This window comes from Streptomyces sp. NPDC088254, assembly GCF_044740925.1.
In the GTDB taxonomy this organism is placed as follows: Bacteria; Actinomycetota; Actinomycetes; order Streptomycetales; family Streptomycetaceae; genus Streptomyces.
Window position 1 is genome coordinate 329,937 of the sequence record NZ_JBIURQ010000010.1, and the last position, 24,155, is coordinate 354,091.

Below are 24,155 nucleotides of genomic sequence, written 5' to 3' on the forward strand. Positions count from 1 at the left end.
ATGAAACGCATCGCGCTCGACGTGAAACACACAGCGGCCGCCGTCGGCGCCGCCGCGCTCCTGCTGCCGCTCGCCGCCTGCGGCGGCAGCGCGGAGGCCGGCGACGGCAAGACGGTCACCGTCACCGTCGGCTACCAGTCCAAGACCATCAACACGGTCACCGCCGGCACCCTCCTGCGCTCCCTCGGCTACTTCGAGAAGCAGCTCAACGCGCTCGGCGACGGCACCACCTACAAGGTGAAGTGGGAGGACTTCGCCACCGGCGCGCCGATCACCGCCCAGATGACCGCGGGAAAGATCGACATCGGCTCGATGGGCGACTTCCCCCTCCTCATCAACGCGGCCCGCGGCAAGCAGCTCGACCAGCCCACCCGCCTGGTATCGGTCACCGGCTACAACCTCCGCGGCGGCCTCAACACCATCGTCACCGCCCCCGACTCCAAGCTCGCCTCGCTGACGGACCTCAAGGGCAAGAAGGTCTCGACGAGCGTGGGCTCGGCCGCCGACGGCACTCTCGTCCGGGCCCTGCAACGCGCCGGCCTCGACCCCGACAAGGACATCGACAAGCTCAACCAGCAGCCCGCCGTGGGTGCGTCCGCGCTCTCCGCGGGCAGCGCGGACGCCCTCTCCCAGTTCGTCGCCTGGCCCGGCCTGCTCGCCTTCCAGGGCAAGGCCAAGGCCCTCTACGACGGCGCCCAGCTGAACCTCCCGACCTTCCACGGCGTCACCGCCCGCGAGAACTTCGCGAAGGACCGTCCGGCCGTGCTCGAAGCGTTCCTGAAGGCGCAGGCCCAGGCGACCGACTACCTCGACGCACACCCCGTGGCCGCCGCCGAGTCGGTCGCCAAGGCCACCGGCCTGCCCGCCGAGGTCGTCTACCTCTACAACGGCGACCACGGCATCTCCACCTTCGACCCCTCCGTCAAACCGCAGCTCGTCGCCGCTCTCAAGGACGACGTGTCGATCCTCGAGGCGGCGAAGCTGACCGGGGACGTGGACGTGGACTCCTTCGTCGACGACCAGTACGTCAAGAAGGCCCTCGGCGCCTCCTACGGCAAGCGGCTCGCCGCCACGCCCCCGCCGGCCGCGAGCGAGGTGTGGCCCAAGGGCGCCTCCGAAACCCGTTCCTTCACCTCGCCCGCGCAGCTCCTCGCCTACGTGGCCGCCCACCGCGACGCCGTCCGCGCCGCCTACGTCCCCGACGCCACCACCGGCACCCTCTGGTTCGCCGACAAGGCCGTCTGGGTGGCGGACGGAGCGGACCTGGTGCCGTTCGTCGCCCCGGCGACCGCGCAGGCCTACATCGGCGCACACAGCGGCGCACGCGTCATCACGTACGCGGAGGCCCTGGAGCGTGCCGCGTGAGCCGGCCCGCCCCACGCGTGGGCCGCTACGCCCTCCGGCTGCTCTCCCTGGCCGCCGCCCTCGGTCTGTGGCAGCTGCTGACCAGCCTGAACGTCGACCTGTGGCTGCGCTTCTCTCAGTTCCCGACGGTCACCGAGGTCGCCCACGCCTTCGCCGACCGCCTGGCCGGCGGCGACTACTGGACCGACCTCGCCGACAGCCTCACCCGCATCCTCACCGGGTTCCTGCTGGCCGCCGTCCTGGGCGTGGCCACGGGCGTGCTCGTGGCGCGTTCACGGCTCGCCGAGGACCTGCTCGGCCCGGTCCTCGAAGTCGTCCGCCCGATCCCGGCGATCGCCCTGGTCCCCGTCGCGATCCTGCTCTTCCCCTCCAACGAGCAGGGCATCGTCTTCATCACCTTCACCGCCGCGTTCTTCCCCGTCCTGGTGTCCACGCGCCACGCGGTCCGGGCGCTCACCCCCCTCTGGGAGGAGGCGGTGAGCACCATGGGCGGCGGCCGGTGGCGGATCCTCGGCTCCGTCGTCCTGCCGGGGGCGCTGCCCGGCATCTTCGGCGGCCTGTCGGTCGGCATCGGCGTGTCGTGGATCTGCGTGATCTCCGCCGAGATGATCTCCGGCCAGTACGGCGTCGGCTACCGCACCTGGCAGGACTACACGATCGTCAACTACCCGGGCGTCTTCGTCGGCATGGTCACCATCGGCGTGCTCGGCTGGCTCACCTCCACGGCCGTGGAGCTCCTGGGCCGCCGGCTGACCCGCTGGCTGCCCAGGACGTCGTACGTCCCCGGGGCCCGGCTCCGCACCCCCCGGGCCGGCGTGCCGACGCCGTCCGCTGCCGCCCCCGCGGCCAAGGGATCCCCTCGCAGGGGCTCCGTGCTCGGGGGATCCCCGCGCAGGGGTTCCGCACCCGACGCCGAGGAGGCACGCGATGAGCACCTCGTCTGAGACGTCCGAGCGCCGCGCGCAGGGCGGAACACCCGTCGCCGCCGAGGTCCGCCAGGCTTCGACGACGCCCACGCCGTCACCGGGCCGTGGCACCCGGCTCACTTTCCGCGCCGCCACGCTCGGCCGCCCCGACGCCCCGGCCCTGTCCGGCGTCGACCTCGACATCGCGCCGGGCGAGATCCTCACCGTCGTCGGCCCTTCGGGCTGCGGCAAGTCGACGCTGCTGCGCACGCTGGCCGGGCTGCTGCCCACCCTCGCCGGAACCGTGGAACAGGACGGCAGGCCGATCACCGGCCCGGAGGCGGACCGCGCGCTGGTCTTCCAGGAGGACGCCCTCCTGCCCTGGCGCACCCTGCGCTCCAACGTCGAACTCCCGCTCGCCATCCAGGGGCTGCCGCGCGCGCAGCGCAGGGAACAGGCGCAGTCCTGGCTCGGCCGTGTCGGACTGGCCGACCTGACCCGGCAGTTGCCCCACCGCGTCTCCGGAGGACAGCGCCAACGCGCCCAGTTGGCGCGCGCCCTGGCCGGCCGGCCGCGCGCCGTCCTCATGGACGAACCGTTCGGCGCGCTCGACGCGCAGACCCGCGCGGGGATGCAGGACCTGCTGGTGGAGGTGCTGCGCGGGACGTGCGCGACCGTCGTCTTCGTCACCCATGACGTGGACGAGGCCCTGTTCCTCGGCGACCGCGTCGCGCTGCTCGGCGCGGGCGGCCTCGCCGCCGTCCGGGACGTCCCACGCCCACGCGACCGCTCCGCCCACGACGACCCCGCGCGCGTGGCCCTGCGGCACGACGTCCTCACCCCCCTCGGCTCGTGAAAGGCACCCCGGTGGCCACCCCCGTCAACACACCCCCCGCCAACGCCCTCGCGCAGATCCCCGCGCTCGCCGACGCCGAGGAACTGAGCTGCGACGTCCTCGTCATCGGCGGCGGCACCGCCGGCACCATGGCGGCGCTCACCGCGGCCGAACAGGGCGCGAACGTCCTGCTGCTGGAGAAGGCGCACGTGCGCCACTCCGGCGCGCTCGCCATGGGCATGGACGGCGTCAACAACGCGGTCATCCCGGGCCGCGCCGAACCGGACGACTACGTCGCCGAGATCACCCGCGCCAACGACGGCATCGTCGACCAGTCCACCGTCCGCCAGACCGCCACCCGCGGATTCGCCATGGTGCAGCGGCTGGAGTCGTACGGAGTCAAGTTCGAGAAGGACGAGCACGGCGAGTACGCGGTCCGCCAGGTCCACCGCTCCGGTTCCTACGTCCTGCCCATGCCGGAGGGCAAGGACGTCAAGAAGGTGCTGTACCGGCAGCTCCGGCGGCGGGAGATGCGGGAGCGGATCCGCATCGAGAACCGGGTGATGCCGGTGCGCGTGCTCACGGCCGAGGGGCGCGCCGTGGGCGCCGCGGGCTTCAACACCCGTACCGGCCAGTTCGTGACGGTCCGCGCGGGCGCGGTCATCCTCGCGACCGGACCGTGCGGCCGGCTCGGCCTGCCCGCCTCCGGCTACCTGTACGGCACGTACGAGAACCCGACCAACGCGGGCGACGGCTACGCCATGGCGTACCACGCGGGCGCCGAGCTGACCGGCATCGAGTGCTTCCAGATCAACCCGCTGATCAAGGACTACAACGGCCCGGCCTGCGCCTACGTCGCCAACCCCTTCGGCGGCTACCAGGTGAACCGGCACGGCGAGCGCTTCGTCGACTCCGACTACTGGTCGGGCCAGATGATGGCCGAGTTCGCGGCCGAGGTCGCCTCCGACCGGGGGCCCGTGTACCTGAAGCTGAGCCATCTCCCCGAGGAGTCGGTCTCCGCGCTGGAGTCGATCCTGCACACCACCGAGCGCCCCACCCGGGGCACCTTCCACTCCGGCCGCGGTCACGACTACCGCACCCACGACGTCGAGATGCACATCTCCGAGATCGGCCTGTGCGGCGGGCATTCCGCCTCCGGCGTCCGCGTCGACGACCACGCCCGCACGACCGTCCCCCGCCTGTACGCCGCCGGTGACCTGGCCTGCGTCCCGCACAACTACATGATCGGCGCGTTCGTCTACGGCGACCTCGCGGGCTCCGACGCCGCCCAGTACCGCGCGTACGAGGGCGACCTTCCTGCCGAGCAGCTCCGGGAGGCGCACGAGCTGATCTACCGCCCGCTGCGCAACCCGGACGGCGCGCCGCAGACCCAGGTCGAGTACAAGCTGCGCCGCTTCGTGAACGATTACGTGGCCCCGCCGAAGTCGGGCGCCCGGCTCTCCCTGGCCCTGGAGGCGTTCGAGCGGATGCACGACGACATCGCCGCGATGGGCGCGCACACTCCGCACGAACTCATGCGCTGCGCCGAGGTCACCTTCATCCGCGACTGCGCAGAGATGGCCGCGCGCGCCTCCCTCGCCCGTACGGAGTCGCGCTGGGGCCTCTACCACAACCGCCTCGACCACCCCGGCCGCGACGACGCCTCCTGGTTCCACCACCTCGATCTGCACAAGTCCCCCTCTGGCGCCATGGAGTTCACGGCCCGTCCCGTGGCTCCCTATCTGGTCCCGGTCGAGGAGTTCACCCCCGTCGGCGGCCCTTCCCGGCATCTTGGCGAGGTCCACGCCGAGGACGTGGCAACGGCCGGCTCGCGCGAGGTGGCGCCCGTGGCGAACCACCCCGGTCGGACCTCGCCGTCGCCCGACGTCGTCTCCCCCGCCCTTCCGGTCACCGGGCCCGCCCCGGAAGAGTCCTCGTCCCGCCTCCTCACCCTGGTCGCCCTCGCCGAGGAACAGCCCGAACTCGACGCCCTTCGCCCCTATCTCACCGACCCGGCCCCCGCTGTCCGGCGCGAGGCGGTCTCCGTCCTGACCGAGACGGTTCCGCCCGGCACCGGGACCGCACTCGCCGGGGCGCTGCGGGACACCGCCCCCGAGGTGCGGGCCGCCGCCGCGGCGTCACTGCGCGAACTCGTCGAGACCCTGCCGCCCGAACCGGCCCTGCGCGACGGCCTCTCCGCCGCTCTGGCCGAGCCCGACCCCGTCGTCCGCGCCGCCGCGCTCGACGTGCTGCGCGCGCTGCGCCTGGGCGACGCCGGTCTGTTCGCGGGCTCCCTGGCGGACGCCGACATCACCGTCCGCATCGAGGCGGTCCGCGCCCTGGTCTCCGTCGACGCCGCCGCCGAACTCGCCGACGCCGCCCCCGCCGACCCGTCCCGCGAGGTCCGCGTCACCCTCGCCAAGGCCCTGGCCACCGTGGCCGCGGGCCGCCTGGCCGACGCCCCGTCGAACGGCTCCGGCGCCGATCCCAGCACCGACTCCGACACCTGCACCGGCGGGAGCTCGGACACCCTGACACCGTCCGATGTCACCTCCGTCCGCACTGCCCTCACCTCCCTCATCGCCGACCCCGACGCCCTGGTCCGAGCGGCCGCCTACGGGGCGCTCGGCATGACCGGATGCCCCGCACCGCTCGCCGCCCGCGCGGTGAGCGCCCTGGACGACCCGGCGTGGCAGGTCCGGGCCGGCGCCGCCACCGCCCTGTCCGCCACGGACCCCGACACAGCTGTTCCGGTGCTCGCCAAGGTCCTGGCCGACCCGAACGGCGACGTCCGCAAGGCCGCCGTGCTGGCTCTGACCCGGCACCGCGCCACCGACGCCGCCCGGGCAGCCCTCGCCACGGCGACGACGGACACGGACGCGGACGTCAGGGCGTACGCGGCGCGAGGGCTCTGAGTCCGTCCGAACACACCCGACCGCACGGAAAGCAGGGTGGGTGCCTCCCCCAGGCATCCACCGCTTTCCACGCCGGACGGCGACGGGCGGAAAGGCGGCACGCCAGGCCTGGGCCAACGGCAGGGCATGAGGTCGGAGAGGGGCCGCGCGGCGGGGCAGAAGAGGTGCACGCTGCCCTTACGGCGAGGCGCTCAAGCCTCAGTGGCGAGTCCTATATCCAGTCCTCCGGTTCCGGCTCCTCCGCCATTTCCGGCCAGTCGTCCGCGCCGTCCGGCCCGCCCTCCGCCTGGGCGGCCTGCGGCGCCGAGCCCGGCGCGCCACCCAGCGAGGCCAGGACCGCGACCACGCCCTCCCCGTATGTCGCCAGCTTCTTCTCGCCGACTCCGCTGATCCCGCCGAGTTGCCGCACCGACGTCGGCCACGCCGTGGCGATCTCCCGCAGCGTCGCGTCGTGGAAGATGACGTACGCCGGGACGCCCTGCTCACGGGCCTGTTCCGCGCGCCAGGCACGCAGGGCCTCGAACGCGGGGAGCAGTTCCTCGGGCAGCTCGGCCGCGGCCGTCTTGGCCTTGCGGTCGCCGCGCCCGGCAAAGGACGCTCCCGCCTTGGCCGCCGTCGGCCTCTTCGGCTCCTTGCGCAGCGGGACCTCCCGCTCCCTGCGCAGCACCGCCCCGCTGGCCTCGGTCAGCACCAGCGTGCCGTACTCCCCCTCGACCGCGAGCAGCCCCTGCGCCAGCAACTGGCGTACCACTCCGCGCCATTCGCCCTCGGCCAGGTCCTCGCCGATGCCGAACACGGACAGCTGGTCGTGGTCGAACTGGATCACCTTGGCCGTGCGCCGGCCCAACAGGATGTCGACGATCTGCACCGCGCCGAACTTCTGCCCGCGCTCGCGTTGCAGCCGCACCACCGTCGACAGCACCTTCTGCGCGGCGACGGTGCCGTCCCAGGTCTCGGGTGCGGTGAGGCAGGTGTCGCAGTTGCCGCATGTCTCGGCGGCGGCATCCTGGCCGAAGTAGGCGAGGAGCTGGCCGCGGCGGCACGCGACCGTCTCGCACAGCGCCAGCATGGAGTCCAGGTGGGCGGCGGCCCGCCGCCGGAACGCCTCGTCGCCCTCACCCGACTGGATCAGCTTGCGCTGCTGGATGACGTCGTTGAGGCCGTAGGCCATCCAGGCCGTCGACGGGAGCCCGTCGCGCCCCGCGCGGCCCGTCTCCTGGTAGTAGCCCTCGATGGACTTGGGCAGGTCGAGATGGGCGACGAACCGCACGTCCGGCTTGTCGATGCCCATGCCGAAGGCGATGGTCGCCACCACGACCAGGCCCTCCTCGCGCAGGAAGCGCGACTGGTGCGCCGCGCGCGTGCCCGCGTCCAGGCCCGCGTGGTACGGCACCGCCTCGACGCCGTTGCGGGAGAGGAACTCGGCCGTCTTCTCCACGGAGTTGCGGGAGAGGCAGTACACGATGCCCGCGTCGCCGGCGTGCTCCTCTCGCAAGAAGCTCAGCAGCTGCTTCTTCGGGTCGGACTTCGGCACGATCCGGTACTGGATGTTGGGCCGGTCGAAGCTGGCCACGAAGTGCCGGGCCGTCGGCATGTTGAGCCGCTGGGTGAGCTCCTGGTGGGTCGCGCGCGTGGCCGTCGCCGTGAGGGCGATCCTCGGGACGTCCGGCCAGCGCTCGCCCAGCAGGGACAGGGCGAGGTAGTCGGGGCGGAAGTCGTGCCCCCACTGGGACACGCAGTGCGCCTCGTCGATCGCGAAGAGGGCGATCTTGCCGCGGGAGAGCAGGTCCAGCGTGGAGTCCAGGCGCAGCCTCTCCGGTGCGAGGTAGAGCAGGTCCAGCTCGCCGGCGAGGAACTCGGCCTCGACCATGCGCCGCTCGTCGAAGTCCTGCGTGGAGTTCATGAACCCGGCGCGCACCCCCAGGGCCCGCAGTGCGTCCACCTGGTCCTGCATGAGCGCGATCAGCGGTGAGACGACGATGCCCGTGCCCGCTCTGACCAGGGACGGGATCTGGTAGCAGAGGGACTTGCCGCCGCCGGTCGGCATGAGGACGACCGCGTCCCCGCCGGCCACCACGTGCTCGACGACGGCTTCCTGTTCTCCACGGAAGGCGTCGTACCCGAAGACCCGGTGCAGCGTGGCCAGCGCCTCGCTCTCCGTACCCGGCAACTCCTTGACTTCTGTCATCTCCCTGATCCCGCCCGTCCCGCCCATCGTCTGGTCCCCCGTACGTCGTCCCTCGACCACCGCCTCCACCTTAGGCGTCAGGACTGACGCCGCCGGAGTTATCCACAGGCTCGCCCGTCACATACTCGCCCCGTCACACGGCTCGGCCCGGCGCCCCGTGAGCGGGTGCCGGGCCGAGCCGAGGGCGGCAGGGAACCTCGGGCGGGTGTCAGCGCACGAAGACGCCCGCCTGTCCCGCCAGATCCAGGAAGTACTGCGGTGCCACACCGAGGACCACTGTCACCGCCAGGCCCACCGCGATCGCCGTCGTCGTCAGGGGTGACGGCACGGCGACGGTCGGGCCCTCCGGTCGCGGTTCGCTGAAGAACATCAGCACGATGACACGGATGTAGAAGAACGCGGCGATCGCCGAGGAGATCACACCGACCACGACCAGCGGTGCCGCGCCGCCTTCCGCCGCCGCCTTGAAAACGGCGAACTTCCCGGCGAAACCGCTGGTCAGCGGGATTCCGGCGAAGGCGAGCAGGAACACCGCGAACACCGCCGCCACCAGGGGCGAGCGACGGCCCAGCCCGGCCCACTTGGACAGGTGGGTGGCCTCACCGCCGGCGTCGCGCACCAGAGTGACCACGGCGAACGCGCCGATCGTCACGAAGGAGTACGCGGCGAGGTAGAAGAGGACGGAGGAGACCCCGTCAGGGGTGGTCGCGATGACACCCGCGAGGATGAATCCGGCGTGCGCGATCGACGAGTACGCCAGAAGCCGCTTGATGTCGGTCTGTGTGATCGCGACGATCGCGCCGCCCAGCATGGTGACGATCGCCACGCCCCACATCACCGGCCGCCAGTCCCAGCGCAGGCCGGGCAGGACGACGTACAGGATCCGCAGCAGCGCGCCGAAGGCGGCCACCTTGGTCGCGGCGGCCATGAAGCCGGTGACCGGCGTGGGCGCGCCCTGGTAGACGTCGGGCGTCCACATGTGGAACGGCACCGCGCCCACCTTGAACAGCAGGCCCATGACGATCATGGCGGCGCCGATGAGGAGCAGCGCGTCGTTGCCCATGGTGTCGGCGAGCGCCGGGCTCACGTCGGTGACCGTGCCGTCGACGACCTGCGCGACGGTCGCGTACGACACCGAGCCGGCGTACCCGTAGACAAGGGCGATGCCGAACAGAGTGAACGCCGAGGCGAACGCGCCGAGCAGGAAGTACTTGACCGCGGCCTCCTGCGACATGAGCCGCTTGCGGCGGGCCAGCGCGCACAGGAGGTACAGCGGGAGCGAGAAGACTTCCAGGGCGATGAAGAGGGTCAGCAGGTCGTTGGCCGACGGGAAGACCAGCATGCCCGCGACCGCGAACAGCAGGAGCGGGAAGACCTCGGTGGTGGTGAAACCGGCCTTCACTGCGGCCTTCTCGCTGTCGCTGCCCGGCACCGAGGCGGCCTGGGCGGCGAAGGAGTCGACGCGGTTGCCGTGCGATTCGGGGTCCAGCCGCCGTTCGGCGAAGGTGAACAGGCCGACCAGGGCGGCCAGCAGGATCGTGCCCTGGAGGAACAGGGCCGGCCCGTCGACGGCGATCGCTCCCATCGCGGCGATGCGCGCCTTGGTCGTGCCGTAGCCGTCCGCCGCGAGGGCCACGACCGCGGCGAAGGCGGCGGCCAGGGCGACGACGGAGACGAACAGTTGCGCGTAGTAGCGGTGCTTGCGCGGGACGAGTGCCTCGACCAGCACCCCGACGATCGCCGCTCCCACGACGATCAGGGTGGGCGACAGCTGTGCGTATTCGATCTTCGGCGCGTCGATCTTCGAGATCGGGTCGGCCGCGGTTGTCCACAGGCTGTGGACGACTGCTGTGCTCACTTGGCCGCCTCCACCTCGGGCTGGGGGTCCTTCTTCTGTACGTCGGACAGGGTCTGCTTGACCGCCGGGTCGACGATGTCCGTCACGGGCTTCGGGTAGACGCCCAGGATGATCAGCAGTGCGATCAGCGGGGCGACGACCAGGAGTTCACGCGCGCGGAGGTCCGGCATCGCGGAGACCTCCGGTTTCACCGGGCCGGTCATGGTCCTCTGGTAGAGGACCAGGGTGTAGAGCGCGGCCAGGACGATGCCCGAGGTGGCGATGACGCCGATCACCGGATACCGCGAGAACGTGCCGACCAGCACCAGGAACTCGCTCACGAACGGGGCGAGTCCGGGCAGCGACAAGGTCGCCAGACCACCGATGAGGAACGTGCCGGCGAGCACCGGAGCGACCTTCTGCACCCCGCCGTAGTCGGCGATGAGCCGCGAGCCGCGCCGCGAGATCAGGAACCCGGCGACCAACATGAGCGCGGCGGTGGAGATGCCGTGGTTGACCATGTAGAGCGTCGCACCGGACTGGCCCTGGCTGGTCATCGCGAAGATGCCCAGGATGATGAAGCCGAAGTGGGAGATCGACGCGTAGGCCACCAGCCGCTTGATGTCCCGCTGGCCCACGGCGAGCAGCGCCCCGTAGACGATGCTGACGACGGCGAGGACGAGGATGACGGGCGTCGCCCACTTCGACGCCTCCGGGAAGAGCTGGAGGCAGAAGCGGAGCATCGCGAACGTGCCCACCTTGTCGACCACCGCCGTGATGAGGACGGCGACCGGCGCGGTGGACTCGCCCATGGCGTTGGGGAGCCAGGTGTGCAGCGGCCACAGGGGCGCCTTGACCGCGAAGGCGAAGAAGAAGCCCAGGAACAGCCAGCGTTCGGTGTTCGTCGCCATGTCGAGAGAGCCGTTGGCTCGCGCTGCGGCGATCTCCGTGAGCGAGAAGCTCCCGGCGACCACGTACAGCCCGATCACCGCGGCCAGCATGATCAGCCCGCCCACGAGGTTGTAGAGCAGGAACTTCACGGCGGCGTACGTGCGTTGCGTGGACGCCGCCTGCTCACCGTGTTCGTGGGCCCGGTCCCCGAAGCCGCCGATGAGGAAGTACATCGGGATGAGCATGGCTTCGAAGAAGATGTAGAAGAGGAAGACGTCGGTGGCCTCGAAGGAGATGATCACCATCGCCTCGACGGCCAGGATCAGGGCGAAGAAGCCCTGCGTCGGCCGCCAGCGCCTGTTGCCGGTCTCCAGCGGGTCGGCGTCGTGCCAGCCCGCCAGGATGATGAACGGGATCAGCAGTGCGGTGAGCGCGATGAGCGCCACCGCGATGCCGTCCACGCCCAGTTCGTAGCGGACGCCGAAGTCCTTGATCCAGGAGTGGGACTCGGTGAGCTGGTAGCGGTCGCCGTCCGGGTCGAAGCGGACCAGGACGACGATCGCCAGGGCGAGTGTGGCGAGCGAGAAGAACAGCGCCAGGGACTTGGCGGCGTTGCGCCGCGCGGCGGGCACGGCGGCCGTCGCGATCGCCCCGATCGCGGGGAGCGCGGCCGTCGCTGTCAGGAGGGGAAAGGACATCGGTATCAGACCGCCCTCATCAGCAGGGTCGCGGCGATGAGGACCGCCGCACCGCCGAACATCGAGACCGCGTAGGACCGCGCGAAGCCGTTCTGCAGCTTGCGCATGCGCCCGGAGAGGCCGCCGACCGAGGCCGCGGTGCCGTTGACGACGCCGTCGACCAGGGTGTGGTCGACGTAGACCAGGGACCGCGTGAGGTGCTCGCCGCCGCGCACCAGGACGACGTGGTTGAAGTCGTCCTGGAACAGGTCCCGCCGGGCGGCCCGGGTGAGCAGCGATCCGCGCGGGGCGACGACCGGGACGGGGCGGCGGCCGTACTGGGCGTAGGCGACGGCGACGCCCAGGATCATCACGGCCACCGTGGACATCGTGACCGTCAGGGCGCTCACCGGCGGGTGCCCGTGTTCGAAGCCGGTGACGGGCTCCAGCCAGTGCACGAAGCGCTCACCGATGCTGAAGAAGCCTCCGGCGAAGACCGATCCGACGGCCAGCACGATCATCGGGGCCGTCATCACCTTGGGCGACTCGTGCGGGTGCGGCTCGCCGTGTTCGCCGTGGTGTTCGGCGGCGGGCTCCGCGCCCGGGGCCTCGGGGGAGCGGGTGGGCTGGTTCTTCCAGCGCTCCTCGCCGAAGAACGTCATCAGCATCACGCGCGTCATGTAGTACGCGGTGATGGCCGCGCCCAGCAGCGCGCAGCCGCCGAGGATCCAGCCCTCGGCGCCTCCCTTGGCGAACGCCGCCTCGATGATCTTGTCCTTGGAGAAGAAGCCGGACAGACCCGGGAAGCCGATGATCGCGAGGTAGCCGAGGCCGAAGGTGACGAAGGTGATCGGCATGTACTTGCGCAGACCGCCGTACTTGCGCATGTCGACCTCGTCGTTCATGCCGTGCATGACCGAGCCGGCCCCGAGGAACAGGCCCGCCTTGAAGAAGCCGTGCGTGACCAGGTGCATGATCGCGAAGGCGTAGCCGATGGGGCCGAGGCCGGCGGCGAGGACCATGTAGCCGATCTGCGACATGGTCGAGCCGGCCAGCGCCTTCTTGATGTCGTCCTTCGCGCAACCGACGATCGCACCGAACAGGAGCGTGACGGCGCCGACGACCGTGACGACGAGCTGCGCGTCAGGGGCCGCGTTGAAGATCGCCGCGGAGCGGACGATCAGGTAGACGCCCGCGGTCACCATGGTCGCCGCGTGGATGAGGGCGGAGACCGGGGTCGGGCCCTCCATGGCGTCCCCGAGCCAGGACTGCAGCGGTACCTGGGCGGACTTGCCGCAAGCCGCGAGCAGCAGCATCAGGGCGATCGCGGTGAGTTGTCCCTCGGTGGCGTCCCCGGCGAGCCCGGGCTTCTCCTGCGTGCCGAGGAGCGGGCCGAAGGCGAAGGTGCCGAAGGTGGTGAACATCAGCATGATGGCGATCGACAGGCCCACGTCGCCGACGCGGTTGACCAGGAAGGCCTTCTTCGCGGCGGTGGCGGCGCTGGGCTTGTGCTGCCAGAAGCCGATGAGCAGGTACGAGGCGAGACCGACGCCCTCCCAGCCGACGTACAGCAGAAGGTAGTTGTCGGCGAGGACGAGCAAGAGCATCGCCGCGAGGAACAGGTTGAGGTAGCCGAAGAAGCGGCGGCGCCGCTCGTCGTGCTCCATGTAGCCGACCGAGTACAGGTGGATCAGCGAGCCCACGCCCGTGATCAGCAGTACGAAGGTCATCGACAACTGGTCGACGCGGAAGGCGACGTCCGCCTGGAAGCCCCCGACGGGGATCCAGCTGAACAGATGCTGTGTCAGCGTGCGGTCGTCGGCCTCCTTGCCGAGCATGTCGGCGAAGAGGACGAGGCCGATCACGAAGGAGGCGGCCGCGAACACGGTGCCGACCCACTGGCCGACGGCGTCGAGCCGGCGGCCGCCGAGCAGCAGGACGGCCGCTCCGAGCAGGGGCGCCGCGACGAGCAGCGCAATCAGGTTGTCCACGATTCTTCCGACCCCTTACAGCTTCATCAGGCTGGCGTCGTCGACCGAGGCCGAGTGGCGGGAACGGAACAGCGACACGATGATCGCGAGTCCGACCACGACCTCCGCGGCGGCGACGACCATCGTGAAGAAGGCGATGATCTGGCCGTCGAGATTGCCGTGCATCCGGGAGAAGGCGACGAGCGTGAGGTTGCAGGCGTTGAGCATCAGCTCGACGCACATGAACACGACGATCGCGTTGCGCCGGATCAGTACGCCCGTCGCGCCGATCGTGAACAACAGGGCGGCCAGGTAGACATAGTTGACCGGGTTCACTTCGACGCCTCCTCGGTCCGCTTGAAGGTCGGCGGCTCGACCGCGGCCCGCTCCAGGCGGTCCTCGGCGCGCTGTTCCAGCGCCTTGAGGTCGTTGAGCGCCTCGGTGGACACATCACGCATCTGGCCGCGCTCGCGCAGCGTCTTGCTGACGGTGAGCTCCGACGGCGTGCCGTCGGGCAGCAGCCCGGCGATGTCGACGGCGTTGTGCCGCGCGTACACGCCGGGGGCCGGCAGGGGCGGGACGTGCTTGCCCTCGCGTACGCGCTTCTCGGCCAGCTCGCGCTGGGTGGGGGGCCGCTCGGTGCGCTCGCGGTGGGTGAGCACCATCGCGCCGACGGCGGCCGTGATGAGCAGGGCGCCGGTGATCTCGAAGGCGAAGACGTACTTGGTGAAGATGAGGGCGGCGAGGCCCTCGACGTTGCCGCCCGCGTTGGCGTCGGCGAGGCCGTCGAACTCCGTCAGGGAGGCGTTGCCGATGCCCGCGAAGAGGAGGACCCCGAAACCGACGCCGCACAGGAGGGCCAGCCAGCGCTGGCCCTTGATGGTCTCCTTGAGGGAGTCCGCCGCGGTGACGCCGACGAGCATCACCACGAACAGGAACAGCATCATGATCGCGCCGGTGTAGACGACGATCTGCACGATGCCCAGGAAGTAGGCGCCGTTGGCGAGGTAGAACACCGCCAAGATGATCATGGTGCCGGCGAGACAGAGCGCGCTGTGCACGGCCCTCTTCATGAAGACGGTGCACAGGGCGCCGATCACCGCGACGGTGCCGAGCACCCAGAACTGGAACGCCTCGCCGGTGGAGGTGGAGTAGGCGGCGAGCTGCGGAGCCGAGTCGGCGGCGAGCCGGCCGACGGAGTGCGCGGCGAACTGGGCGCTCATCGGCCGGTCACCTCCTGCGAGGCGGGCTCGTCCTCACCGAAGGTGGACTCGGCCTCCTGCGGGACCTCGCCCTTGGAGACGGCCGCCTGCCGCTCGGTGCCGGGCGCGGCCTCCGTGACCAGTCCCCGGTAGTAGTCCTGCTCGTCCGTCCCGGGGTAGATCGCGTGCGGCGTGTCGACCATGCCGTCGTCGAGCCCGGCGAGCAGCTGCTCCTTGGTGTAGATCAGGTTGGCCCGGCTGGAGTCGGCGAGCTCGAACTCGTTGGTCATCGTCAACGCGCGCGTGGGGCATGCCTCGATGCACAGGCCGCACAGGATGCAGCGGGCGTAGTTGATCTGGTAAACGCGGCCGTACCGCTCGCCCGGCGAGTAGCGCTCCTCCTCTGTGTTGTCCGCGCCCTCGACGTAGATCGCGTCGGCGGGGCAGGCCCAGGCGCACAGCTCGCAGCCGACGCACTTCTCCAGGCCGTCCGGATGGCGGTTGAGCTGGTGCCGTCCGTGGAAGCGCGGAGCCGTGGTCTTCTTCTGCTCCGGGTACTGCTCGGTCAGCCGCTTCTTGAACATGGCCTTGAAGGTCACGCCGAAGCCGGCGACGGGGTTCTGGAAACCGGGCGACGTGTGCCCGGCCTCCTTGGGCTCCTCAGCCATCGGACGCCTCCTTTCCATCCAGAGATCCGTCACTCTGAGTATCGGGCCCGCCACTGACAATCAACTCCCGCTCCCGGCGCGGGCGGCGCCTCGGGACCGGCGGCAGCTCCTGCCCGGGCAGCGGCGGCACAGGGAATCCGCCCGCCATCGGGTCGAACGCGGCGGGCTCGGCGGGGGTCTCTGCCTGCTTGCCGCGGTCGCGGTACATGTCCGCGACGAAGGAGAGCAGCAGCAGGAGCAGGACCGCGCCGCCGACGTAGAGGGCGATGTCGGCGAAGTCGTAGTTCTCGTTGCGCAGGGTCCGCACGGTCGCGACGAGCATCAGCCAGGTCACCGAGACCGGGATGAGGACCTTCCAGCCGAGCTTCATCAGCTGGTCGTAGCGCACGCGCGGGAGCGTGCCGCGCAGCCAGATGAAGAAGAACAGCAGCAGCTGCACCTTGACGGTGAACCAGAGCATCGGCCACCAGCCGTGGTTCGCGCCCTCCCAGAAGCCGCTGATCGGCCACGGGGCCCGCCAGCCGCCGAGGAAGAGCGTCACCGACACGGCCGAGACCGTCACCATGTTCACGTACTCGGCGAGCATGAACATCGCGAACTTGATCGACGAGTACTCGGTGTTGAAGCCGCCGACCAGGTCGCCTTCGGACTCCGGCATGTCGAAGGGGGCGCGGTTGGTCTCGCCGACCATCGTGACGATGTAGAGGATGAAGGAGACCGGCAGCAGGATGACGTACCAGCGGTCGTGCTGCTGTTCGACGATCGTCGACGTCGACATCGAACCGGAGTACAGGAAGACGGAGGCGAACGCGGCGCCCATCGCGATCTCGTAGGAGATCATCTGCGCGCAGGAGCGCAGACCGCCGAGAAGCGGATAGGTGGATCCGGAACTCCAACCCGCCAGGACGATGCCGTAGATGCCGACCGAGGCGACCGCGAGGATGTAGAGCATCGCGATCGGCAGGTCGGTGAGCTGCATCGTGGTGCGCTGGCCGAAGATCGAGATCTCGTTGCCGGCGGGGCCGAAGGGGATCACCGCGATCGCCATGAAGGCGGGGACGGCCGCGACGATCGGCGCGAGGACGTACACCACCTTGTCGGCGCGTTTGACGATGACGTCTTCCTTCAGCATCAGCTTGATGCCGTCGGCGAGCGACTGGAGCATGCCCCAGGGGCCGTGCCGGTTGGGGCCTACGCGCAGCTGCATCCAGGCGACGACCTTGCGCTCCCAGACGATGGAGAACAGCACCGTCACCATCAGGAAGGCGAAACAGAAGACCGCCTTGACGACGACCAGCCACCACGGGTCGCGGCCGAACATGGAGAGGTCTTCAGCGGCGAGGTACATGTTCATGCCTCCACCTCCTCGGGGGCGTCGGCGGTGAGCGTCGCCGGGCCGATACGGACGAGGGAGCCGGGCCGTGCCCCGGTGTCGGAAGCGACGCCCCCGCCCACGGAGTTCAGCGGGAGCCACACCACCCGGTCGGGCATCTCGGTGATCTCCAGCGGCAGTTCCACGGTCCCGGCCGGTCCGGTCACCGCGAGCGCGTCGCCGTCCTTGACGCCCGCCTCGGCGGCCGTCGCAGGCGACACGCGTGCGTGTGCGGCATGCCGCGTCCCGGCGAGCGCCTCGTCGCCCTGCTGGAGGACGCCCCGGTCGAGCAGCAGACGGTGACCTGCGAGCACGGCCTCGCCGGCGGCGGGCCGCGGCAGGACGCCCGCGGTGTCGAGGGGTTCGGTGGCCCGCGGTCCGTCCCAGGCGCCGAGCCGGTCCAGTTCCGCGCGTGCGGTGCGCAGGTCCGGCAGACCCAGGTGGACGTCCATGGCGTCGGCGAGCATCTGCAGCACGCGCGCGTCGGCCGGCGCGAGGCGCCGGGTCATCTGGTCGGGCTTGAGTGCGGCCTCGAAGAAGCGCACCCGGCCCTCCCAGTTCAGGAAGGCGCCCGCCTTCTCGGCGACCGCGGCCACCGGCAGGACGACGTCGGCGTGCTCGGTGACCTCCCCAGGGCGCAACTCCAGCGACACCACGAACCCGACCTCGGCGAGCGCCTCACGCGCGCGTGCCGGATCCGGCAGGTCGGCGACCTCCACACCCGCGACGAGCAGCGCCTGCAGCTCACCGCCGGCGGCGGCCTCGATGATCTGCCCGGTGTCCCGCCCGTAGCGGTGCGGGAGTTCCGCGACGCCCCAGGCGGCCGCGACCTCCTGCCGCGCGCGCGGGTCGGTGGCCGGACGCCCTCCCGGCAGCAGCGAGGGCAGCGCGCCGGCCTCGACGGCGCCCCGTTCTCCTGCCCGGCGCGGGATCCACACCAGGGCGGCCCCGGTCGCGTTCGCGGCCCGCGCAGCGGCGGTGAGACCGCCGGCCACGGCGGCCAGCCGTTCGCCCACGACGATCACCGCGCCCTCGGCGCGCAACGCTTCGGCGGCCCTGCTGCCGTCGGCCTCCAGGCCGACGCCGCCGGACAGCGCGTCCAGCCACTCGGTCTCGGTGCCGGGAGCGGCGGGCAGCAGCGTGCCTCCCGCCTTCTCCAGACCGCGCGTGGCGTGCGTGGCCAGGGAGAACACCTTCTGCCCGTGCTTGCGCCAGGCCTTGCGCAGCCGCAGGAAGACGCCGGGGGCCTCCTCCTCCGACTCGAAGCCGACGAGGAGGACGGCGGGCGCCTTCTCCAGCGCGGTGTACGTGACGCCCGTGCCGTCGAGATCGCGGCCGTGCCCGGCCACCCGCGCGGCCAGGAAGTCCGCTTCCTCGGTGCTGTGCACGCGCGCGCGGAAGTCGATGTCGTTGGTGTCGAGCGCCACGCGCGCGAACTTGCTGTACGCGTACGCGTCCTCGACGGTCAGACGCCCGCCGGTCAGGACGCCGGTCCGGCCGCGGGAGGCGAGCAGGCCCTGCGCCGCGATCTGCAGGGCCTCCGGCCAGGACGCCGGCGTCAGGACGCCCTCGGCGTCACGCACGAGCGGCGTGTCGAGCCGGTCACGCTGCTGCGCGTACCGGAACGCGAAGCGCCCCTTGTCGCAGATCCACTCCTCGTTGACCTCGGGGTCGTTCGCGGCGAGGCGCCGCATGACCTTGCCGCGCCGGTGGTCGGTGCGCGTGGCGCAGCCGCCGGAGCAGTGCTCGCACACGGAGGGCGAGGAGACGAGGTCGAAGGGCCGGGAGCGGAAGCGGTACGCCGCCGAGGTCAGCGCGCCGACCGGGCAGATCTGGATGGTGTTGCCGGAGAAGTACGACTCGAAGGGGTCGCCCTCTCCGGTGCCGACCTGCTGGAGCGCGCCCCGTTCGATCAGTTCGATCATGGGGTCGCCCGCGACCTGGTTGGAGAAGCGGGTGCAGCGGGCGCACAGCACGCACCGCTCACGGTCGAGCAGCACCTGCGTGGAGATGGGGACGGGCTTCTCGTACGTCCGCTTGCGGCCCTCGAACCGGGACTCGGCCTGGCCGTGGGACATGGCCTGGTTCTGCAAGGGGCATTCGCCGCCCTTGTCGCAGACCGGGCAGTCCAGCGGGTGGTTGATGAGGAGCAGTTCCATCACACCGCGCTGGGCCTTCTCGGCCGCGGGCGAGGTGAGGTGGGTCTTCACCACCATCCCGTCCGTGCAGGTGATGGTGCAGGAGGCCATCGGCTTGCGCTGGCCCTCCACCTCGACGATGCACTGGCGGCAGGCGCCGGCCGGGTCGAGGAGGGGATGGTCGCAAAAGCGCGGGATCTCGATGCCGAGCTGCTCGGCGGCCCGGATGACCAGAGTGCCCTTGGGCACGCTGATCTCGGCGCCGTCGATGGTCAGCGTCACCAGGTCTTCCGGCGGGACGGCCGCCTCGCCCCCGCCGGTGGGGGCGTTGGTGGTCACGGTCATGCGTTCACCTCCGTGCGGTCGGCCCAGGCCGTCGACTTGGCCGGGTCGAAGGGGCAGCCGCGGCCCGTGATGTGCTGCTCGTACTCCTCGCGGAAGTACTTGAGCGAGGAGAAGATCGGCGAGGCGGCGCCGTCGCCGAGGGCGCAGAAGGACTTGCCGTTGATGTTGTCGGCGATGTCGTTGAGCTTGTCGAGGTCGGACATCGCTCCCTTGCCGGCCTCGATGTCCCGCAGCAACTGCACGAGCCAGTACGTGCCTTCGCGGCAGGGGGTGCACTTGCCGCAGGACTCGTGGGCGTAGAACTCGGTCCAGCGGGTGACGGCCCGCACCACACAGGTCGTCTCGTCGAAGCACTGGAGTGCTTTCGTGCCGAGCATGGAACCCGCGGCGCCCACTCCTTCGTAGTCAAGAGGGACGTCGAGGTGCTCGTCGGTGAACATCGGGGTCGAGGAGCCGCCCGGGGTCCAGAACTTCAGGCGGTGGCCCGGTCGCATGCCGCCGCTCATCTCCAGGAGCTGACGGAGGGTGATGCCGAGCGGGGCCTCGTACTGGCCGGGGCTGGCGACATGGCCGCTGAGCGAGTACAGCGTGAAGCCCGGGGACTTCTCGCTTCCCATCGACCTGAACCATTCTTTCCCGTTGTTCAGAATCGCGGGAACTGAAGCGATGGACTCGACGTTATTCACCACAGTCGGGCAGGCGTAGAGACCTGCCACAGCAGGGAAAGGAGGACGCAGCCGCGGTTGACCACGGCGGCCTTCGAGCGAGTCGAGCAGCGCGGTCTCCTCACCGCAGATGTACGCGCCGGCGCCGGCGTGCACGGTGAGTTGGAGGTCGAGTCCGCTGCCCAGGATGTTCTCGCCGAGGTAGCCCGCCGCGTAGGCCTCGCGCACGGCCTCGTGCAACCGCCGCAGAACGGGGACGACTTCACCACGCAGATAGATGAAGGCATGAGACGACCTGATGGCATAACACGCGATGACGATGCCCTCGATGAGGCTGTGCGGGTTCGCGAAGAGGAGCGGGATGTCCTTGCAGGTCCCGGGCTCCGATTCGTCGGCGTTGACAACTAGATAGTGCGGTTTTCCATCCCCTTGGGGAATGAACTGCCATTTCATTCCCGTGGGGAATCCAGCGCCACCGCGGCCGCGCAGACCGGAGTCCTTGACGTACGCGATCAGGTCGTCCGGCGACATGGCGAGCGCCTTGCGGAGCCCCTCGTACCCCTCGTGCCTCCGGTAGACGTCCAGAGTCCAGGACCGGTCCTCGTCCCAGAAGGCCGACAGCACGGGTGCGAGCAGCTTCTCGGGGCCGGTGTCCTTCAGCTCGGATACCAAGGTCATCACTCCCCCTCCTCGGCGGTAGGCCCTGCCGGGTGAGCCGGGTCGGAGGCCGATGTGCCCTGCGGCGCGTCATGTGAACTGAGGTGCTCGGTCGGCGACGGTTCGTGGACGGGCCTGTCCTGCGGCTCGGCGTGCGGTTTGCCGTCGCGCGGATGGACCACGCGCGCGGGTGCGGTCTCTCCCCTTGCCAGGCGAAGGCCCACCAGCGACGCCGGCCCCGCGCTGCCGCTCGCCTCGACGGCGCCGTCGCGCTCGTCCGGGAAGCCCGCCAGGATCCGGGCGGTCTCCTTGAAGGTGCACAGCGGCGCCCCGCGCGTGGGCGACGCGGGGCGTCCCGCCCGCAGGTCGTCCACCAGGCGCTTCGCGCTCTGTACGGTCTGGTTGTCGAAGAACTCCCAGTTGACCATCACGACCGGCGCGAAGTCGCAGGCCGCGTTGCACTCGATGTGCTCCAGGGTGACCTTGCCGTCATCGGTGGTCCCGCCGTTGGCGAGTCCCAGGTGCTCCTGGAGCGCCTCGAAGATCGCGTCGCCGCCCATCACCGCGCACAGCGTGTTGGTGCAGACGCCCACCTGGTAGTCGCCGCTGGGGCGGCGCCGGTACATGGTGTAGAAGGTTGCGACCGCGGTGACCTCGGCGGTGGTCAGGTCCAGGACGTCCGCGCAGAACCGCATCCCGGTGCGCGTGACGTGTCCCTCCTCCGACTGCACCAGGTGCAGCAACGGCAGGAGCGCGGACCGGGAGTCGGGGTAACGGGCGATGATCTCGCGCGCGTCCCGCTCGAGGCGGGCTCGGACGTCGTCCGGGTATGCGGGCGCGGGCAGTTCGGGCATGCCCAGGCTGACGCCCCGCTCCGAGGAAGGGGTGGTGGTCACCGGTCGACGCCTCCCATCACGGGGTCGATGGACGCTACGGCGACGATGACGTCGGCGACCTGGCCGCCCTCGCACATCGCCGCCATCGCCTGCAGGTTGGTGAAGGACGGATCGCGGAAGTGGACCCGGAAGGGGCGGGTGCCTCCGTCGGAGACGGCGTGCACCCCGAGTTCGCCCTTGGGCGACTCGACGGCCGCGTACGCCTGTCCCGGCGGTACGCGGAAGCCCTCGGTGACCAGCTTGAAGTGGTGGATCAGGGCCTCCATGGAGCTGCCCATGATCTTTTTGATGTGGTCGAGGGAGTTGCCGAGCCCGTCGGGTCCCAGGGCGAGCTGGGCGGGCCAGGCGATCTTGCGGTCGGCGATCATGACGGGCCCGGGCTGGAGCCGGTCCAGACACTGCTCGACGATCAGCAGCGACTGACGCATCTCCTCCAGGCGGACGAGGAAGCGGCCGTAGGAGTCGCAGGAGTCGGCGGTCGGGACCTCGAAGTCGTAGGTCTCGTAGCCGCAGTAGGGCTGTGCCTTGCGCAGGTCGTGCGGGAGGCCGGTGGAGCGCAGGATGGGGCCGGTGGCGCCGAGAGCCATGCAGCCGGCCAGGTCGAGGTAGCCGACGTCCTGCATGCGGGCCTTGAAGATGGGGTTCCCGGTGGCGAGCTTGTCGTACTCCGGGAGGTTCTTCTTCATCTTCTTCACGAACTCGCGGATCTGGTCCACCGCGCCGGGCGGCAGGTCCTGGGCGAGTCCGCCGGGGCGGATGTACGCGTGGTTCATCCTGAGGCCCGTGATGAGCTCGTAGATGTCGAGAATCATTTCACGATCGCGGAATCCGTAGATCATGATCGTGGTGGCGCCGAGTTCCATGCCGCCGGTGGCGATGCACACCAGGTGGGAGGACATCCGGTTCAGCTCCATCAGGAGCACCCGGATGATCTTGGCCCGCTCGGTGAGCTGGTCCTCGATGCCGAGGAGCTTCTCGACGGCGAGACAGTAGGCGGTCTCGTTGAAGAAGGACGTCAGGTAGTCCATGCGCGTCACGAACGTGGTGCCCTGGGTCCACGTGCGGAACTCGAGGTTCTTCTCGATGCCGGTGTGCAGGTAGCCGATGCCGCAGCGGGCCTCGGTGACCGTCTCGCCCTCGATCTCCAGGATGAGGCGGAGCACCCCGTGGGTGGAGGGGTGCTGGGGGCCCATGTTGACGACGATGCGTTCGTCGTCGGCGCGGGCCGCGGACTGGACGACCTCGTCCCAGTCGCCGCCGGTGACCGTGTAGACGGTGCCCTCGGTGGTCTCCCTGGGGGAGGCGTGCGAAGTGCTCACGAGTACGACCTCCGCTGGTCCGGAGCCGGGATCTGGGCGCCCTTGTACTCGACGGCGATGCCGCCGAGGGGGTAGTCCTTGCGCTGCGGGTGGCCCTGCCAGTCGTCCGGCATCATGATCCGCGTCAGGGCCGGGTGACCGTCGAAGACGATCCCGAAGAAGTCGTAGGTCTCACGCTCGTGCCAGTCGTTGGTCGGATAGACGGAGACCAGGGACGGCACGTGCGGGTCGCTGTCGGGGGCGCTGACTTCGAGGCGGATCAGCCGGTTGTGGGTGATCGAGCGCAGGTGGTAGACGGCGTGCAGCTCGCGCCCCTTGTCGGCGGGGTAGTGGACGCCGCTGACGCCGGTGCACAGTTCGAAGCGCAGGGCGGGGTCGTCGCGCAGGGTGCGGGCGACCGTCACCAGGTGCTCGCGTTCGATGTGGAAGGTGAGTTCGCCGCGGTCGACGACGGTCTTCTCGATCGCGTTGTCGGGGAGGAGCCCCTGTTCCTCCAGCGCGCCGTCAAGTTCGTCGGCGACCTCGTCGAACCAGCCGCCGTAGGGCCGGCTCGCCGGTCCCGGCAGCCGGACGGAGCGGACCAGGCCGCCGTAGCCGGAGGTGTCGCCGCTCCTGTCGGCGCCGAACATGCCGCGCTGCACGCGGATCTCCTCACCGCCCTGGCCCCGCTGTCCGGGGAGGTTCGATGCGGAGAGATCCTTGTCGGGGTTTGTCCCGCCGGGCCCCGTGCCGGCGCCGTTCGCGTCGCTCACCGCAGCAGCCCCTTCATCTCGATCGTGGGCAGGGCCTTGAGCGCCGCTTCCTCCGCCTCGCGGGCCGCTTCCTCGGCGTTCACGCCCAGCTTGGAGTTCTGGATCTTGTGGTGGAGCTTGAGGATGGCGTCCATGAGCATCTCCGGGCGCGGCGGGCAGCCCGGGAGGTAGATGTCGACGGGGACGATGTGGTCGACACCCTGGACGATCGCGTAGTTGTTGAACATGCCGCCCGAGGAAGCGCAGACCCCCATGGAGATCACCCACTTGGGGTTCGGCATCTGGTCGTAGACCTGCCGGAGCACGGGCGCCATCTTCTGGCTGACCCGTCCCGCGACGATCATCAGGTCCGCCTGGCGGGGCGAACCGCGGAAGACCTCCATGCCGAAGCGCGCCAGGTCGTAGCGGCCGGCGCCGGTGGTCATCATCTCGATGGCGCAGCAGGCGAGGCCGAACGTGGCGGGGAAGACGGACGCCTTGCGCACCCAGCCCGCGGCCTGCTCGACGGTGGTCAGCAGGAAACCGCTCGGCAGCTTTTCTTCGAGTCCCATGACTAAA

At 70.4% G+C, this 24,155-nt stretch carries 18 protein-coding genes; 4 read left to right on the plus strand and 14 right to left on the minus strand.

Translation table 11 applies throughout. The features are described from left to right. The 4 genes from ACIOC0_RS28600 to ACIOC0_RS28615 are packed head-to-tail and all read left to right on the plus strand — an operon-like array spanning position 1 to position 6,020. On the plus strand, positions 1-1,365 hold the full coding sequence (locus tag ACIOC0_RS28600) for an ABC transporter substrate-binding protein (protein WP_402158637.1): 1,365 nt from the start codon (positions 1-3) through the stop codon (positions 1,363-1,365). Continuing rightward, positions 1,362-2,309: an ABC transporter permease gene (locus ACIOC0_RS28605; RefSeq protein ID WP_402158638.1), complete on the plus strand. Its 948-nt coding sequence runs from the start codon at positions 1,362-1,364 to the stop codon at positions 2,307-2,309. The genes ACIOC0_RS28600 and ACIOC0_RS28605 overlap by 4 nt, the downstream gene beginning before the upstream one ends. Next, on the plus strand, positions 2,293-3,126 hold the full coding sequence (locus ACIOC0_RS28610) for an ABC transporter ATP-binding protein (RefSeq protein ID WP_402158639.1): 834 nt from the start codon (positions 2,293-2,295) through the stop codon (positions 3,124-3,126). Before ACIOC0_RS28605 ends, ACIOC0_RS28610 begins: the two co-directional genes overlap by 17 nt. Before the next feature lie 11 nt (positions 3,127-3,137). Then, complete coding sequence (locus ACIOC0_RS28615) at positions 3,138-6,020, plus strand: fumarate reductase/succinate dehydrogenase flavoprotein subunit (RefSeq protein WP_402158727.1); 2,883 nt, start codon at positions 3,138-3,140, stop codon at positions 6,018-6,020. 211 nt (positions 6,021-6,231) lie between these two features. Here ACIOC0_RS28615 and recQ read toward each other — a convergent pair whose 3' ends face one another. From recQ to ACIOC0_RS28685, 14 genes are all read right to left on the minus strand, one after another. Continuing rightward, on the minus strand, positions 6,232-8,235 hold the full coding sequence (gene recQ, locus ACIOC0_RS28620; protein ID WP_402158728.1) for a DNA helicase RecQ: 2,004 nt from the start codon (positions 8,233-8,235) through the stop codon (positions 6,232-6,234). Between the two features lie 181 nt (positions 8,236-8,416). Continuing rightward, the gene (gene nuoN, locus ACIOC0_RS28625; protein ID WP_130440918.1) at positions 8,417-10,066 is read right to left on the minus strand and encodes an NADH-quinone oxidoreductase subunit NuoN; all 1,650 of its coding nucleotides are present in this window, start codon (positions 10,064-10,066) and stop codon (positions 8,417-8,419) included. Next, entirely contained in the window at positions 10,063-11,634 is a 1,572-nt protein-coding gene (locus ACIOC0_RS28630) for an NADH-quinone oxidoreductase subunit M (protein ID WP_402158640.1), read from the minus strand. Before ACIOC0_RS28630 ends, nuoN begins: the two co-directional genes overlap by 4 nt. Positions 11,635-11,639: 5 nt before the next feature. Then, positions 11,640-13,604 carry an NADH-quinone oxidoreductase subunit L gene (gene nuoL / locus ACIOC0_RS28635; protein WP_402158641.1) on the minus strand — a complete coding sequence of 655 codons (1,965 nt, stop codon included), beginning with the start codon at positions 13,602-13,604 and terminating at the stop codon, positions 11,640-11,642. A 15-nt stretch (positions 13,605-13,619) separates the two neighbouring features. Further along, entirely contained in the window at positions 13,620-13,919 is a 300-nt protein-coding gene (gene nuoK, locus ACIOC0_RS28640; RefSeq protein ID WP_130440912.1) for an NADH-quinone oxidoreductase subunit NuoK, read from the minus strand. Next, positions 13,916-14,806, minus strand: coding sequence for an NADH-quinone oxidoreductase subunit J (locus ACIOC0_RS28645; RefSeq protein ID WP_402158642.1), 891 nt, complete (start codon positions 14,804-14,806; stop codon positions 13,916-13,918). The genes nuoK and ACIOC0_RS28645 overlap by 4 nt, the downstream gene beginning before the upstream one ends. After that, a complete protein-coding gene (nuoI, locus tag ACIOC0_RS28650) occupies positions 14,803-15,453 on the minus strand; it encodes an NADH-quinone oxidoreductase subunit NuoI (RefSeq protein WP_402158643.1) in 651 nt (216 codons plus the stop codon). The genes ACIOC0_RS28645 and nuoI overlap by 4 nt, the downstream gene beginning before the upstream one ends. After that, a complete protein-coding gene (nuoH, locus tag ACIOC0_RS28655) occupies positions 15,446-16,807 on the minus strand; it encodes an NADH-quinone oxidoreductase subunit NuoH (protein WP_402158644.1) in 1,362 nt (453 codons plus the stop codon). The genes nuoI and nuoH overlap by 8 nt, the downstream gene beginning before the upstream one ends. After that, positions 16,804-19,308: an NADH-quinone oxidoreductase subunit G gene (locus ACIOC0_RS28660; RefSeq protein WP_402158645.1), complete on the minus strand. Its 2,505-nt coding sequence runs from the start codon at positions 19,306-19,308 to the stop codon at positions 16,804-16,806. The genes nuoH and ACIOC0_RS28660 overlap by 4 nt, the downstream gene beginning before the upstream one ends. Next, positions 19,305-20,651: an NADH-quinone oxidoreductase subunit NuoF gene (nuoF, locus tag ACIOC0_RS28665; protein WP_130440902.1), complete on the minus strand. Its 1,347-nt coding sequence runs from the start codon at positions 20,649-20,651 to the stop codon at positions 19,305-19,307. The genes ACIOC0_RS28660 and nuoF overlap by 4 nt, the downstream gene beginning before the upstream one ends. Continuing rightward, positions 20,651-21,484 carry an NADH-quinone oxidoreductase subunit NuoE gene (gene nuoE, locus ACIOC0_RS28670; protein ID WP_402158729.1) on the minus strand — a complete coding sequence of 278 codons (834 nt, stop codon included), beginning with the start codon at positions 21,482-21,484 and terminating at the stop codon, positions 20,651-20,653. Before nuoE ends, nuoF begins: the two co-directional genes overlap by 1 nt. Positions 21,485-21,522: 38 nt before the next feature. Continuing rightward, entirely contained in the window at positions 21,523-22,845 is a 1,323-nt protein-coding gene (locus ACIOC0_RS28675; protein WP_402158646.1) for an NADH-quinone oxidoreductase subunit D, read from the minus strand. Further along, positions 22,842-23,597, minus strand: coding sequence for an NADH-quinone oxidoreductase subunit C (locus ACIOC0_RS28680; protein ID WP_402158647.1), 756 nt, complete (start codon positions 23,595-23,597; stop codon positions 22,842-22,844). Before ACIOC0_RS28680 ends, ACIOC0_RS28675 begins: the two co-directional genes overlap by 4 nt. Next, on the minus strand, positions 23,594-24,148 hold the full coding sequence (locus ACIOC0_RS28685) for an NADH-quinone oxidoreductase subunit B family protein (protein ID WP_055635348.1): 555 nt from the start codon (positions 24,146-24,148) through the stop codon (positions 23,594-23,596). Before ACIOC0_RS28685 ends, ACIOC0_RS28680 begins: the two co-directional genes overlap by 4 nt. Positions 24,149-24,155: the final 7 nt, after the last annotated feature.